The organism is Bradyrhizobium sp. Y36, from assembly GCF_002531575.1.
Classification (GTDB): Bacteria; Pseudomonadota; Alphaproteobacteria; order Rhizobiales; family Xanthobacteraceae; genus Bradyrhizobium.
Genome location: NZ_NWTI01000018.1, coordinates 20,379 through 34,294, shown reverse-complemented (window position 1 = coordinate 34,294; position 13,916 = coordinate 20,379). Strand labels below are relative to the sequence as shown.

General features: G+C 65.2%; 11 protein-coding genes. 6 read left to right on the top strand and 5 right to left on the bottom strand.

Annotated elements, in window-relative coordinates; genetic code table 11:
• Positions 1 to 4 precede the first annotated feature (4 nt).
• The gene (locus CO669_RS25785) at positions 5 to 904 is read left to right on the top strand and encodes a helix-turn-helix domain-containing protein (protein WP_097662752.1); all 900 of its coding nucleotides are present in this window, start codon (positions 5 to 7) and stop codon (positions 902 to 904) included.
• Positions 905 to 1,009: 105 nt separating this feature from the next.
• Here CO669_RS25785 and pcaG read toward each other — a convergent pair whose 3' ends face one another.
• Both pcaG and pcaH read right to left on the bottom strand, forming a co-directional pair.
• Complete coding sequence (pcaG, locus tag CO669_RS25780; RefSeq protein WP_097662751.1) at positions 1,010 to 1,636, bottom strand: protocatechuate 3,4-dioxygenase subunit alpha; 627 nt, start codon at positions 1,634 to 1,636, stop codon at positions 1,010 to 1,012.
• 4 nt (positions 1,637 to 1,640) lie between these two features.
• The gene (gene pcaH, locus CO669_RS25775; RefSeq protein ID WP_097662750.1) at positions 1,641 to 2,429 is read right to left on the bottom strand and encodes a protocatechuate 3,4-dioxygenase subunit beta; all 789 of its coding nucleotides are present in this window, start codon (positions 2,427 to 2,429) and stop codon (positions 1,641 to 1,643) included.
• Between the two features lie 97 nt (positions 2,430 to 2,526).
• Between pcaH and CO669_RS25770 the strand changes: the two genes are divergently transcribed.
• The 3 genes from CO669_RS25770 (at position 2,527) to CO669_RS25760 (ending at position 6,369) form a co-directional block, all read left to right on the top strand.
• Positions 2,527 to 3,447, top strand: a complete 921-nt coding sequence (locus CO669_RS25770) for a LysR family transcriptional regulator (RefSeq protein WP_198964264.1) — start codon at positions 2,527 to 2,529, stop codon at positions 3,445 to 3,447.
• A 78-nt stretch (positions 3,448 to 3,525) separates the two neighbouring features.
• A complete protein-coding gene (gene pncB / locus CO669_RS25765) occupies positions 3,526 to 4,830 on the top strand; it encodes a nicotinate phosphoribosyltransferase (RefSeq protein ID WP_097662748.1) in 1,305 nt (434 codons plus the stop codon).
• A 231-nt stretch (positions 4,831 to 5,061) separates the two neighbouring features.
• Complete coding sequence (locus CO669_RS25760; protein WP_097662747.1) at positions 5,062 to 6,369, top strand: GGDEF domain-containing protein; 1,308 nt, start codon at positions 5,062 to 5,064, stop codon at positions 6,367 to 6,369.
• Positions 6,370 to 6,384: 15 nt separating this feature from the next.
• Here the strand turns inward: CO669_RS25760 and CO669_RS25755 are convergent, their stop codons facing one another.
• Positions 6,385 to 7,005: a TetR/AcrR family transcriptional regulator gene (locus tag CO669_RS25755; RefSeq protein ID WP_198964271.1), complete on the bottom strand. Its 621-nt coding sequence runs from the start codon at positions 7,003 to 7,005 to the stop codon at positions 6,385 to 6,387.
• 673 nt (positions 7,006 to 7,678) lie between these two features.
• Between CO669_RS25755 and CO669_RS25750 the strand changes: the two genes are divergently transcribed.
• Both CO669_RS25750 and CO669_RS25745 read left to right on the top strand, forming a co-directional pair.
• On the top strand, positions 7,679 to 11,083 hold the full coding sequence (locus tag CO669_RS25750; protein ID WP_097662746.1) for an acyl-[ACP]--phospholipid O-acyltransferase: 3,405 nt from the start codon (positions 7,679 to 7,681) through the stop codon (positions 11,081 to 11,083).
• 6 nt (positions 11,084 to 11,089) lie between these two features.
• Positions 11,090 to 11,758, top strand: coding sequence for an esterase/lipase family protein (locus tag CO669_RS25745; RefSeq protein ID WP_097662745.1), 669 nt, complete (start codon positions 11,090 to 11,092; stop codon positions 11,756 to 11,758).
• 4 nt (positions 11,759 to 11,762) lie between these two features.
• Here the strand turns inward: CO669_RS25745 and tcuB are convergent, their stop codons facing one another.
• Both tcuB and CO669_RS25735 read right to left on the bottom strand, forming a co-directional pair.
• On the bottom strand, positions 11,763 to 12,869 hold the full coding sequence (gene tcuB, locus CO669_RS25740; RefSeq protein ID WP_097662744.1) for a tricarballylate utilization 4Fe-4S protein TcuB: 1,107 nt from the start codon (positions 12,867 to 12,869) through the stop codon (positions 11,763 to 11,765).
• 4 nt (positions 12,870 to 12,873) lie between these two features.
• Complete coding sequence (locus CO669_RS25735; RefSeq protein ID WP_097662743.1) at positions 12,874 to 13,899, bottom strand: alpha/beta hydrolase; 1,026 nt, start codon at positions 13,897 to 13,899, stop codon at positions 12,874 to 12,876.
• Between the last annotated feature and the right edge of the window lie 17 nt (positions 13,900 to 13,916).

Below are 13,916 nucleotides of genomic sequence, written 5' to 3'. Positions count from 1 at the left end.
ACCGATGGAGGCTTTTGCCATTGTCTTGTACTATTCGAACATGAGAAGCGCAGCCCCCGCGATCCGGATCTACAATCTGTTCGGCGAGTCCGGCGATCTGCCCGACGTCGTGCATTGCGAGACCATCGCGTCCCGCTCGGTGCTGCACGACTGGACGCTGGCCGTGCACCGCCACGCCCGGCTGCACCAGGTGCTGCTGATCGAGCGCGGCGGCGGCGAGGCGACGCTGGACGGACGGGTGGTGCCGCTCAAGCCGATGCAGGTCGTCAACGTGCCGGTCGGCCACGTTCACGGCTTCCGCTTCGTGCCCGATACGCAAGGATGGGTGCTGACCATCGCCGCGGAGATCCTGGACGAGGCGCTGCTCGCGGCCGAGGGCCTGCGCGGTGCGCTGTCGCGCTCGGCCGTGGTGCGCGGCACGCCGCAGATCCGCGCCACCATGAAGCAGATCTTCGCCGAACATGCCGCGCGCGATTTCGGCCGCGCCCACGTGCTGCGCGCCCTGTCCTCCGCCATGATCGGGCTGGTGGCACGCGCGCTCACGAGCGAGAGCGGCGGCAACGGCGCGGTCGAGTCCAGCCTGTTCCGCCGTTTCGAGGCGCTGCTGGAGCAGCATCACCTGGAACGCTGGAGCGTCGCCGACTACGCCGAGGCGCTGGCCGTGACCCCGACGCATCTCAACCGGATCACACGGGCCGCGACCGGCGACACCGCCTCGCACCTCATCCTCAACCGGCTGATCCGCGAGGCGCGGCGCAACCTCGTCTACACCAATCTGCCGGTCTCGACGATTGCCTACACGCTCGGCTTCGAGGATCCCGCCTATTTCAGCCGCGTCTACGCCGCAGCCACGGGCACATCACCGCGCGCCTTCCGCGCGCAGCTCCATGGCGAAGAGGCCTGAAGCGCGATGAGATTTGGATGAAACGTCATCGCGCTTTGGGGTGTTGTTGACGCATGATCCTTTCGGAAAACCGCTTCGCACGTTTCCGGATCATGCTTTGGGGCCTCACACGTCGAAGAACACCGTCTCCTCGGGCCCCTGGAGATTGATCGTGAAGGAATACACGACCTTGCCGGCGCGCTCGCCGCGCTTGGCGATCAGCGTCCCGCGCCGGGACGGCTGTTCGATCAAGTTGAGCACGGGGTCGGCGGCGTTGGCGGCTTCCTCGTCCGAGAAATAGAGCCGGGTGTTGAGGCCGATGTTGATGCCGCGCGCGACGATCCAGACATTGACGTGCGGCGCGCATGTCCGGCCCGCCTTGTCGGTGATCGCGCCCGGCTTGATGGTCTCGAAGGTCACGAGACCGCTCTCGAAATCGGAGCCGGCGCGGCCCCAGCCGCGAAACGCCTGCTCGAGCGCGCCGGCCGAACGATCGGCCGGATGATTGTAGCGGCCGCTGGCATTGGCCTGCCAGATCTCCAGCAGCACGTCGCGCAGCGGTGTACCAGTGCCGTCGAGCACCTTGCCCTCCAGCGTGATGCGCTCGCCCTCCGTATTCGGCGTCACCAGCACGTTGGAAAAATTCTTCTCGAAGATGTCGAAACCGGCCATGGCGGGGATCAGTCCGATATGGACGTAAGGCCCGGCCGTCTGCGAAGCGGTTTCCTTGAGATAGTTGAGCGGCTGCGGCATGGACTCAGTTCCCCGCGGTGCGATTTTCAAAATAGGTGGAGCGCTGGCCGCGCAGCACGATGTCGAAGCGATAGGCGAGCGAGTCGAACGGCGTCGAGGCGTTGAGATCAAGCGGTGCCACGAGACGATCGAGCGCATCCTTGTCCGGGATCGTCGTCAGGATCGGACAGATCGGGATCAGGGGATCGCCTTCGAAATACATCTGGGTGATCAGCCGCTGCGCGAAGCCCGAGCCGAACACCGAGAAGTGGATGTGGGCGGGACGCCAGGAGTTGACGTAGTTGCGCCAGGGATAGGGGCCCGGCTTCACGGTGCGGAAATAGTAATAGCCGGTGTCGTCGGTCAGCGCGCGGCCGCAGCCGCCGAAATTCGGATCGATCGGCGCGAGGTACGTGTCCTTCTTGTGCCGGTAGCGGCCGCCGGCATTGGCTTGCCAGAATTCGACCAGCGTATTCGGAACGCCCCTGCCGGTTTCGTCCAGCACCCGGCCGTGGACGATGATGCGCTCGCCGACGGGATCTCCGTCCTTGGCGTAGTTGCGGATCAGGTCGTTGTCGAGCGGGCCGAGATCGTTGTGGCCGAACACCGGCCCGGTGATCTCCGAAATCGAATTCTCCAGCGACAGCAACGCCTGCCGCGGCGAGCGCAGCACCGAGGACTTGTAGCCGGGCGCATGTGCGGGCGGGTGGATGGAGCGATCACGCTGGAAGAAGCCGCCGTCGCCGAGCGGCGGCGTCAGGGGCTCGGGACGGTTGAGGCGGGGATCCCGCAAGGCTGGCGCCTGGGCATTCATCGTGTCTCTCCCTGGGGCGCCCGGTCCGGACGCGGCTTATCGGGAGATCATGACGCGGACTATTCCTCGGATAAATAGATCGATTATAATATATTGCATGAAAGAAATCGATCATTTGGCCCTCGACGGCCACGCGCTCGAACTGTTCCTCGCCGTGCTGGAGGAGGGATCGGTCACCGCGGCGGCAACGCGGCTCGGCCTGACGCAATCCGCCGTCAGCCACGCCCTGAACAAGCTGCGGCGGATCGCGGGCGATCCGCTCTTCGCGAAATCCGGCCGCGGCATCGTCGCCACCGCGCATGCCCAGGCCCTCGCCGCGAAGGCACGGGCGCTGATCGACGAGATGCGCAGCTTTGCCGGCGGTGTCACGTTCGAGCCGGCCCGCGCGCAGCTGTCGCTGACGATCGCCGCCAACGACTTCCAGCGCGATCTGCTGCTGCCGCGTTTCTTCGCTCATGTCGCCGCACAGGTGAAAGGCCTGAACCTGCGCGTGATTCCCTCGCAGTCGCCCTCGCCTGCGATGTTGCGCGAGAATCGTTGCGACGTCCTGATCACGCCACTGCCGCCATCCGGTGTCGACATCGTGCAGAAGCGGTTGCTGAGCGATCACTACGTCTGTTACTTCGATCCCAAGATGCGCACCGCCCCGACCGGCCGCGGTGCCTATCTCGCGGCGCGGCACATCACCGTCGTCTACACCGACAACGAGCGGCTCGATTTCGACCGCCGGCTGGCGGCCAACGGTCTTCACCGCGACATCGCGATCTCGGTGCCGAGCTTCTCCGGCGTGCCATCCTTCCTTCGCGGCTCGCAGATGCTGGCGAGCATGCCGAGCCTGCTGGCGCCCGGGATCATGCGCGGTTTCGCGCAGACGCGGATTCCGCTGGCGTCCCGGACCCAGACGCTCGCCGAGCTGCCGATGTTCATGGTCTGGCACCAGCGCTATCAGAAGGACCCGGCCCATCGTTGGGTCAGGAGCCAGCTCGAGACGGTCGCAGCGACGGCGGCCAAGTCCTGATCGAGGGGCCGTCCTGCGCAAGACTGTCCCTTCCCAAACCCACTGGTTGCGCAAGGGGAGCCGCGCTAAAATCGCTCCATGACAGTGACCGACATTGCGAGCCGGACCTACAATCACAGCTGGCGGCTGGATCCCATCATCCGCAGCCTGCTTGATACCGACTTCTACAAGCTATTGATGTTGCAAATGATTCGGGAGGACTACCCGGATCAGAAGGTGACCTTTTCGGTCATCAACCGCTCGCGTCATGTCCGGCTTGCCGAGATCATCGACGAGGGCGAGCTGCGGGCCCAGCTCGACCACGCCCGCACCATCCGCTTCACGAAGAAAGAGCTGATCTGGCTTGCCGGTAACACCTTCTACGGCAAGACCCACATGTTCTCGGCGGACTTCATCCGCTGGCTGGCCGAATTCCGCCTGCCCGAATACGAGCTGCGCAAGGTCGAGGGCCAGTACGAGCTGCATTTCCACGGGCCGTGGACCCACACCTCGATGTGGGAGATTCCGGCCCTTGCGATCCTCAACGAGCTGCGCTCGCGCGCGGCAATCAAAGGCCGCGGCCGCTTCGAGCTCGACGTGCTCTATGCCCGCGCCAAAGCCAAGCTCTGGACCAAGGTGGAGCGTCTTCGCAGGCTGGAAAATCTCCGCCTGTCCGACTTCGGCACCCGCCGCCGTCACGGCTTCCTCTGGCAGCGCTGGTGCGTGGAGGCGGTGAAGGAGGGTCTCGGCTCGTCCTTCATCGGCACGTCCAACGTGCTGCTCGCGATGGACAACGATCTCGAAGCCATCGGCACCAATGCGCATGAGCTGCCGATGGTCGCGGCCGCGCTCGCCAAGGACGACGAGGAACTGCGCTGGGCGCCCTATCGCATTCTCGACCAGTGGCGCCAGACCTATGGCGGCAACCTTCTGATCGCACTGCCCGATGCCTTCGGCACCAAGGCCTTCCTGCGCGATGCGCCGGAATGGGTCGCCGACTGGACCGGCTTCCGGCCCGACAGCGCGCCGCCGATCCAGGCCGGCGAGGAGATCATCGCCTGGTGGGAGAAGAAGGGTCGCAATCCCAAGGACAAGCTGCTCGTCTTTTCCGACGCGATGGATGTCGGCTCGATCGAGGAGACCTATCATCACTTCGCCGGCCGGGTGCGGCTCTCCTTCGGCTGGGGCACCAACCTCACCAACGACTTCGTCGGCTGTACGCCGGACGGCTCGTTCAATCTCGATCCGATCTCGCTGGTCTGCAAGGTGTCGTCGGTCGACGGCCGTCCCGCCGTCAAGCTCTCCGACAATCCGGAGAAGGCGACCGGCATGCCTTCGGAGATCGAGCGGTACCTGCGCGTGTTCGGCGACGCCGGCCGCGTGCGCAAGCCGGTGCTGGTCTAGCCGCGCACCAGGGTCTCTTCGTCGAGCAATGTGCGCGCGGCGAACGTGACGCGTTGGTTCGCCCGGTTTCCCGGCATTTGAAGCAATCTGCGCGCAATCGTTTCACGACGCCTTCACCCTGCGATGCGCTCCTCCGCGCATTTCAGGTGGAGTTAAGCAACCATCGCATCTACTTCGCGTTGCAGTCGCAGCGCTCCGCTTGGGGGCATGGCGCGATTTGGGGAACGCAGGGTGTTTCGCAGAACAGCGACGTCGATGAAGGGACGCAGCTTCCTTCACGTCATCAAGCTTGTCTCGCCTTTCGTGATGGTCGTCGTGCTCCAGGCGGCGGTCGCGGGATTCAGCCTCGAGGTGATGTCGTCGGTTCGCGCCTATGTCGCGGGCGAAGCGTTGTGGTCGCGCTCGCAGAAGAACGCCGTCTATTTCCTCAATCTCTATCTGCATTCGGGCGACACAAGCCAGTTCACGCAATACCAGGCCTCGCTCGCCGTTCCCATCGGCGACGAGTTCGCGCGCTGGGCTCTCGAGCGCGATCCGGTCGACGTCGAGGCGGCCCGCATCGGCTTCCCGCAAGGCGGCAATCATCCCGACGACGTTCCGGGACTGATCTGGCTGTTTCGCTATTTCAACCGCGTCAGCTTCCTGCAGGAAGCGATCCGCGAGTGGGCCGCTACCGACCCCATGCTTCTGGAGCTGAGCATCTTCGGCGAGGTCATCCGCTCCGAGTGGGAGAACGGTCCTGTTCAGGACCCTCACCGCCTGCAAGTGCTGTCGTCACGGCTCTCCGAGCTCAACGCCCAATTCACGGTGCATGCCAACCGGTTCTCGACCGTTCTCGGCGAAGGCTCCCGCGCCATCAAGCTGACGCTGACCGGCATCAACATCGTCACCGCCATCGCGCTCGTCCTGCTCCTGATCTGGCACACCCGGCGATTGGTGCTGCAACGACAGGCGTTCGAAGACGCCTTGCATGCCGAGAAGGAACGTCTGGCCTTCCAGGCGTCGCACGACTGGCTGACCGGCCTGTCAAATCGCCGCGCCTTCGAGGCGCGACTGCAAGGCGAGCTGGACGCCGCCGCGGCAGGTTCGCTAAGCCTGATCCTGCTCGACCTCGACCAGTTCAAGAACGTCAACGACACCTGCGGGCACCTCGCCGGCGACCGCCTGCTCTGCCAGATCTCGCGCCTCCTGCAACAGGAACGGCGCCCGTACGACCTGGTGGCGCGCCTCGGCGGCGACGAATTCGGCTTGATCCTGCCGCGCTGTTCGCCCGCAGGTGCGGTCGATATCGCCGAACGGCTGCGGTGCTCGCTGGAGATGTTCACCTTCGCCTGGGACGATCGCTGCTTTGCGGTGACCGCCAGCATCGGTGTCGCCTGCATCGCCGACGGCGACACCACCCTCGAAGACGCGATGCGGCGCGCGGATGCCGCCTGCTATCGCGCCAAGGAGAAGGGACGCAACCGCGTTCAGGTCGACAGTGGACGACTGGATCTCGTCGTCGTCGCAGCCCGTCCGCGCGAAGCAGCGCGGGCTTGAGGCCCCTCGCTCTGTTCACGACAAGGGCAGAATCCCGAGACCCGCGAGATGGGTATCGACGAACTGTTCGACCTGCTGACGCAGCATCTGCGGCGGCACGGCGACCATGCGCTCCTCGAGGCCCAGCGAGATGATGCCGTGCACGGCGGAAAACAGGGTGCGTGACAGCAGCGCGATCTTCACGTCGTCCGCATCCGGCAGCAGCCGCACCAGGGGTGGATGCATCAGCGCGAACGCGTCCATCACCATCTGCAGGATGTCGTCGGGATAGGGACGGTCGTCCTCCATCCGATGCTCGAACAGCGAGCGCAGCAGATTGGCGTGCTCGGCGAAGAATTCGAGATAGGTCGCGGCAAGTCCGTAAAGCTGGCGCACCGGATCGTCGGCCGGAACCCCGCGCAGCCGGGCCGTCAGGGCCTGAACGGTTTCGCGATTGACGGTCAGGATCACCCCGTCGAAGTCACCGAACTCGTTATAGACACTGCCAACGGAACAGCCGGCGGCCTCCGCAACGTCCCGAACCTTCAACGATCTCAATCCCTTAGTTGCGATGATACCGCGGGCGATCTCCAGGATCTGGAGCCGCCGCCGATTTTTTTTCTGGTCTCGCGGCGATTCTTCTTGAACATTGTTCATTTTCAAGCTACTCATGTGAACATTGTTCAAATTAACCCGGAGACGACCAAAATGCAAACCCTCGCTGTTGATATCGCCACCACCTTCATCGACGACGCCGCCGCCCTCGTGACCGGATTTGGCCAGGGCCTGCTGCGGGCCGCGATGGCGCCGGTCAATCGGATCGCCAACGCCTGCGACGTCGCCGGCGTGCTCTCGGAACGCCGGGCGACCTTCCGGATGTGGCGGACGAGCCGCGCGCGTGCCCGTCAGGAAGGCCGCCGTTTCAGCCTGCTCCGCCGCCTCTCGCCCTTTCGCCACCTCGCCCATCTCACCTGAGGCGCACGCGACCTGCACACGCGGGTCGGCTCGAATGCAAGATCTGGTTGCAAGGAAGGACTCACCATGTCCCGATGTTCGCGGCCGATCTCGCCAGACTTCAATGACGCGGTTCAGCTTTTCCTCACCGCTCCGCGCCTACCCGATGAGGCGCGGCCCCTCACCCGGGTGCGGTCGCGACCAGATATTTGCGAACCTAACGACACCGCTTGGAGACCAACAGGATCAGAGGGATCGGGGGGACAAGGCAGGCCGGCGATCACCGCCCGCAGTCGTTCGTTCCCTCCCCTCCCGGTCGTGACGCTTCAAGACAACGTAACGAACCTCATTCTGCCTTCCCAAAACAGGACTAGTCATGATCAGGGAATTGATGTCGTCACGCCGTTTCGCGCCGCTGTTCTGGGCGCAGTTCTTCTCGGCGCTCAATGACAACGTGCTCAAGAACGCGCTCGTCATCATCCTGCTTTACAGCGCCGCGACCGGCCACGGCGATGCGCTGGTAACGGTGGCAGGCGCCGTCTTCATCTTCCCCTATTTCATCCTGTCCGGTCTCGGCGGCCAGCTCGCCGACAAATACGTCAAATCCGTCGTCGCAAGGCGACTCAAATTCGCCGAGATCTTCGCTGCGGGCTTTGCCGCAGCCGGCTTCTTCCTGCACTCGGTGCCGCTGTTGTTCGCAGCGCTCGCCCTGTTCGGCGTCATCGCCGCCCTGTTCGGCCCGGTGAAATACGCGATGCTGCCGGACCAGCTCGAGCTCGGCGAGCTCGCGACCGGCAACGCGCTGGTCGAAGGCGCGACTTTCATGGCCATCCTGCTCGGCACCGTCGCCGGCGGCCAGTTCGTGGCCGGCTCCGCGCATATGGGCTGGGTCGCATCCGCGGTGGTCGTGCTGGCCCTGCTGTCGTGGGCGTTCGCCTCGCGCATTCCGCAGACGACGCCTTCCGCGCCTGACCTGCCCGTCGATACCAATCCCTGGACCTCGACGCTCGGCCTTTTGAAGACGTTGCATGCCGATCATCGGCTGTGGGACGGCACCGTGATCGTCTCCTGGTTTTGGCTGGTCGGCGCCATCGTACTCTCGCTGCTGCCGGCGCTGGTCAAGGAAGTCGTCGGCGGCACCGAGGGGGTGGTCACGCTGTGTCTTGCGATCTTCGCGATCGGCATCGCGATCGGCTCGCTGTTCGCAGCCAGCCTGAGCCACGTTCGGCCCAACCTCGCGCTGGTGCCGATCGGCGCCATCATCATGGGCTTCGCCGGCCTCGATCTCGCCTGGGCCATCGCCGCGACCACAAAGGGCCAGGACATCGCCGCGCTCGACTTCGCGACATCGTTCGCGGGCTTGCGCATGCTGGTCGACTTCGTCGCCTTCGCATTCGGTGGCGGCCTGTTCGTCGTACCGTCCTTCGCCGCGGTCCAGGCCTGGTCGGCGCCGAACGAGCGCGCCCGCATCATCGCGGCCGGCAACGTGCTGCAGGCTGCCTTCATGGTGGTCGGCTCGCTGTTCGTCGCGCTGCTGCAGGCGGGCGGAGTTCATGTCGGCTGGATCTTCTTCGGACTCGGCGTCGCCAGCTTCGGCGCGGTGTGGTTCGTGCTGACCAAGTGGGGCAAGGAAGGCGTGCGCGATTTCGGCGGCCTCCTGTTCCGTGCTCTCTTCCGCACCGAGGTGCGCGGCCTCGAAAACCTGCCGCCTCCCGGCACGCGGATGCTGATCGCGCCGAACCATGTCAGCCTGATCGACGGCCCGTTGCTGCACGCCGTGCTGCCGATCGACGCGAGCTTCGCGGTCGATACCGGCATCGCCAAGGCCTGGTGGGCAAAGCCGTTCCTGCGCGTCGTCAAGCACTACACCATGGACCCGACCAAGCCGCTGGCCGCGCGCGACCTGATCAAGCTGGTCGCCGCCGGCGAGCCTGTCGTGATCTTCCCGGAGGGACGCATCACCGTCTCGGGCTCGCTGATGAAGGTCTATGACGGCACCGCGATGATCGCGGACAAGGCCGACGCCGTGGTCGTGCCCGTGCGCATCGAAGGCGCGCAGCGTTCGCATCTCAGCTACCTCAACTCCAGCCAGATCAAGCGCTCGTGGTTTCCGCGGGTGACGGTCACGATCCTGCCGCCCGTCAAGCTGCCGGTCGATCCCGCGCTGAAGGGCAAGGCCCGCCGCAATGCCGCAGGCGCCGCGCTTCAGGACGTGATGATCGACGCTCTCGTCAAGAACGCCATGCTCGATCATTCGCTGTTCGAGGCGCTCGGGCACGCCTATCGCGACCGCGACACCGGCAAGGTCATCATCGAGGACGCGCTCGGCACCAAGCTGACCTATCGCAAGCTGATCCTCGGCGCGCAGGTTCTCAGCCGCAAGCTCGAGACCGGCACTGCCGTCGGCGAGAATGTCGGCGTGCTGCTGCCGAATTCGGCGGGCGTCGCCGTCGTCTTCATGGCGCTGCAGAACATCGGCCGGGTGCCGGCGATGCTCAACTTCTCGGCAGGTCCGGTCAACGTGCTCGCCGCGATGAAGGCCGCAGAGGTCAAGACCGTGCTGACCTCGAAGGCGTTCATCGAGAAAGGCAAGCTCGACAAGCTGATGGCCGCGATCTCCGCCGAAGCGCGCGTGGTCTATCTCGAAGACGTCCGCGCCTCGATCGGCGTGGCCGACAAGATCAAGGGCCTGCTCGCCGGCACGACACCCCGCGTCGTTCGCGAGGCAACCGACCCGGCCGTGGTGCTGTTCACCTCGGGCTCGGAAGGAACCCCGAAGGGCGTGGTGCTGTCCCACCGCAACATCCTCGCCAATGCGGCACAGGCGCTGGCGCGGGTCGATGCGAACGCCAACGACAAGGTGTTCAACGTCCTGCCGGTGTTCCACTCGTTCGGGCTCACGGGCGGCATGATGATGCCGATGCTCGCGGGCATTCCGATCTACATGTACCCGTCGCCGCTGCACTACCGGATCGTGCCCGAGCTGATCTATCAGACCGGCGCCACCATCCTGTTCGGCACCGACACGTTCCTCACCGGCTACGCCCGCTCGGCGCACGCCTACGACTTCCGCACCCTGCGTCTCGTGATCGCCGGTGCCGAGGCTGTGAAGGACCGCACGCGCCAGGTGTTCATGGAGCGCTACGGCATCCGCATCCTTGAAGGCTACGGCGTCACCGAGACGGCGCCGGTGCTGGCGATGAACACGCCGATGGCCAACCGCCCCGGCACCGTCGGCCGTCTCTCGCCACTGATGGAAAGCCGCCTCGATCCGGTCCCCGGCATCGAGGAAGGCGGACGCCTCTCCGTGCGCGGCCCGAACGTGATGCTCGGTTACCTCAGGGCCGAAAACCCCGGTGTGCTCGAAGTGCTCCCCGACGGCTGGCACGACACCGGCGACATCGTGGCGATCGACGCCGCCGGCTTCATCACCATCAAGGGACGCGCCAAGCGCTTTGCCAAGATCGCGGGTGAGATGGTCTCGCTGTCGGCGGTCGAAGCCATCGCGACCACGCTGTGGCCGCAGGCCGCTTCGGTCGCGGTATCGATCCCCGACCAGCGCAAGGGCGAGCGCATCGTGCTGCTGACGACCGAGAAGACCGCCGAGCGCAGCGCGATGCAGGCCCAGGCCAAGGCAATCGGCGCCTCCGAGCTGACTGTTCCCGCGGCAATCATGGTGGTCGACAAGGTGCCGCTGCTCGGCACCGGCAAGACCGACTATGTCACGGCAACGACGATGGCCCGCGAGCAGACGTCCTCGCCGGAGCGCGAGGTGGCGTAAAGAGAGATGCACGAGGTGCCTCAATCAGGCGACGCGCGATGCCCCGGAGTTGTTCTGCTTCACGGCATCGCGCGGACCTCGGCATCCCTGAGGAAACTGGAACGGGCGCTCCGGGCGAGCGGCTTCACGACACTCAACATCGACTATTCCAGCCGCAGGAAGCCGATCGCAGCGCTCGCGGACGACATTCATGAAGCCGTTGCCGGCTTCGCAGAACGTGATGCGCCGCTGCACTTCGTTGCGCATTCGATGGGCGGCCTCGTGGCCCGCGCCTATATCGCCAAATATCGTCCGGACCGGCTTGCCGGCGTCGTGATGCTGGGCACGCCGAACGGCGGCAGCGAAGTCGCCGATCTCCTGAGCGGATCCCGTCTCTACCGCGCCTTCTACGGGCCCGCCGGGCTCGAACTCACGACCGGGCCTCGGCCGAACACCCTGCCCGCAGTGGACTATCCCGTCGGCGTGATTGCGGGAAGCCGCTTCATCGACCCCGTCGCCGGCCTGCTGGTTCTGCCGAGGCCGAACGACGGACGGGTCTCGGTGCAAAGCGCGATGCTTTCAGGCATGGCCGACCATGTCGTCGTGAGGGTGTCCCATACCGGCCTCCCGCGTCATGCCACCGTGATCGACCAGACTATCGCCTTCCTGCGCGACGGCCGTTTCCAGGGCGGCTGATCCTTCAAGCGCCGGCTTCGCTGCGGCGCTCCTGCGCATAGCGAACCAGGGCCGCGAAGCGGTAGATGCCATGCACGAACTTGCCGTAGGGCATGGTGATGAACAACGCGAACACTGCGCCGAGATGCAGCGCCAGCAGCGGCCCCATCGCGGCGGTCTCGCGCAGAAGCAGCAGGAGCATGCCCGTGAGGCCTGTCAGGAACAGCATGGCGATGAATCCGACATCCATGCCGTAGCGGGTCTCGTCAAGCAATTCCGGCGCCCTGCGCAGCTTCGCCAAAAACAACCCCGCCGGCCCCACGATGAGGCCGATACCGCCGAGCGTGCCAAGCACCACGGGCACGTCCCACCACGGGTACGGCGCCTCGCGCGCAAGCAGATAGTGATAGAGCGTCGCCACCGACGTCGCGGCGAAGCACAGGATGAAGCCGTAGAAGGTCAGATGGTGATACAGCTTGCGCCGGTCGGTCGGCTTGTCGTCCTCGTTGTAGCAGCCGACACCACCGCCATGGAGATAGCGCAGCTCGCCGGCATCGCGGATGGCCTGGAGAATCGAGCCGCCGTCGGCGCGACCGCCAACGGCGGGACCGATGTCGCGCCAGAAGGCCCGCACGCTCATGACCAGCGCGAGGATGGCATAGAGGAAGGCAGCGCTGAACAAGGCGGCCATCGCATTGTGCGGCATCAGCTTGTAGAAGGCGCCGGGACCGGTGTGCACGCCGAACAGCACGCTGCGGTCATTGAGGGCGGCAAAGCCCAGAATGAAGGCCGCCATGCTGAGCGCGGCGACGATGCTGATGACGAGGCCGTTGCGCGCGAACGCGCCGGACAGCGCGACGGGCCAGGCATAGGCCGCATAGGATTCGGCGCGCGCGACGGCGAGCGTCTTCGGGACGTTGACGTTGAACTCATGCGGCGGCGAGAACTGGCAATCGACATAGCAGGCGCCGCAGGAATGGCAGAGATTGGCGAGATAGTTGAGATCGCCGTCGGAGAAGGCACGGCGCATCTCCATGGCGGGAAACACAGCGCACAGGCCCTCGCAGTAGCGGCAGGAATTGCAGACCGTCATCAGACGGTCGGCTTCGTCCAGGATTCGTGTTCCGTGCATGGCTCTACTTCGTCAAGCCCTTGCCCTCGAGCCATTTCTGGATCAGGGCTGCGACCTCGAGGTTGTTCTTGTCCATCATCACCATATGCGAATTGCCCTTGATGCCGGCTTGCGGGAGATCGACGATGTCGACACTGCCGCCGGCCGCCCTGATGGCGTCCGCGAAGGCGACCCCGTTGGCGCGGATCTTGGGCCAGCGCGAGTCTTTCTCGATATAGTCGCCATAGACGATGAGGGTCGGAATGTTCTTCAGCACGTCCGCCTTGGCGGGATCGCCGATGCCGGCGGGCTCGATCGCGATCAGCGCCTTGACCTTGTCCGGCCGCGCCTGCGCGACCTTGAAGCCGAAGCTGCCGGCCTGGCTGTGGAACAGGATCACCGACGGGCCGACGCGATCGATCTCGGCGATATAGGCGGCGACGATCGCGTCGTCCGTCGTGGTCCAGCGCGGCACGTTCTGCTTGACGAAGTTCTCGTAGCCCTCGACGGGAAACTGGCTGCCCGGCAACAGCTTTCGCTTGGCAGGATCGGGGTCATAGGAGCCCGGGCCCTCGCCGATGCGGAAACGCTCGAACGGATTGGCCGTGGTGAGGAAGACCGGCTCACCCTTGAAGATATCAGGGTATTGCGCCCAGCCCGCGCGTCCGCGCTCGACCGCGTCGGAATTGTAGACCGCCCAACCCTTGCGCAGGAAATAATTTAGCCAGCCCTCGCGCCCGTCGGGCGTGGTCTCGTAGGTGACGCCGGTCAGTCCACCGCCGTGCCACATCAGCAGCGGATAGGCGCCCTTCTCGTTCGCGGGGAGGAAATACTGCACGTACATCTGCTCGACCTGATACGTGCCGTTGGGATCGACCTTGGCCGGCACCCCGCCGGGCGTGAACACGACCTCCCTGACCGGCTTGCCGGAGATTTCGACGAGCCGCCCGCCGACATGGAACGAGCCCATGTCGCGCAGGGTGATCGGCTCGGCAGCCTGGGCGAGGCCGGCGATCAGCGCCGTGAGCGAAGCGATGGCAATGCGCAACATGGTCTCTCCCTGTCTCT

What these genes read in the sequence shown, in the direction of transcription:
- CO669_RS25785 (WP_097662752.1), top strand. Translation starts at nt 5, where the DNA reads ATGGAGGCTTTTGCCATTGTCTTGTACTATTCGAACATGAGAAGCGCA.
- pcaG (WP_097662751.1), bottom strand. Translation starts at nt 1,636, where the DNA reads ATGCCGCAGCCGCTCAACTATCTCAAGGAAACCGCTTCGCAGACGGCC.
- pcaH (WP_097662750.1), bottom strand. Translation starts at nt 2,429, where the DNA reads ATGAATGCCCAGGCGCCAGCCTTGCGGGATCCCCGCCTCAACCGTCCC.
- CO669_RS25770 (WP_198964264.1), top strand. Translation starts at nt 2,527, where the DNA reads ATGAAAGAAATCGATCATTTGGCCCTCGACGGCCACGCGCTCGAACTG.
- pncB (WP_097662748.1), top strand. Translation starts at nt 3,526, where the DNA reads ATGACAGTGACCGACATTGCGAGCCGGACCTACAATCACAGCTGGCGG.
- CO669_RS25755 (WP_198964271.1), bottom strand. Translation starts at nt 7,005, where the DNA reads ATGAACAATGTTCAAGAAGAATCGCCGCGAGACCAGAAAAAAAATCGG.
- CO669_RS25750 (WP_097662746.1), top strand. Translation starts at nt 7,679, where the DNA reads ATGATCAGGGAATTGATGTCGTCACGCCGTTTCGCGCCGCTGTTCTGG.
- CO669_RS25745 (WP_097662745.1), top strand. Translation starts at nt 11,090, where the DNA reads ATGCACGAGGTGCCTCAATCAGGCGACGCGCGATGCCCCGGAGTTGTT.
- tcuB (WP_097662744.1), bottom strand. Translation starts at nt 12,869, where the DNA reads ATGCACGGAACACGAATCCTGGACGAAGCCGACCGTCTGATGACGGTC.
- CO669_RS25735 (WP_097662743.1), bottom strand. Translation starts at nt 13,899, where the DNA reads ATGTTGCGCATTGCCATCGCTTCGCTCACGGCGCTGATCGCCGGCCTC.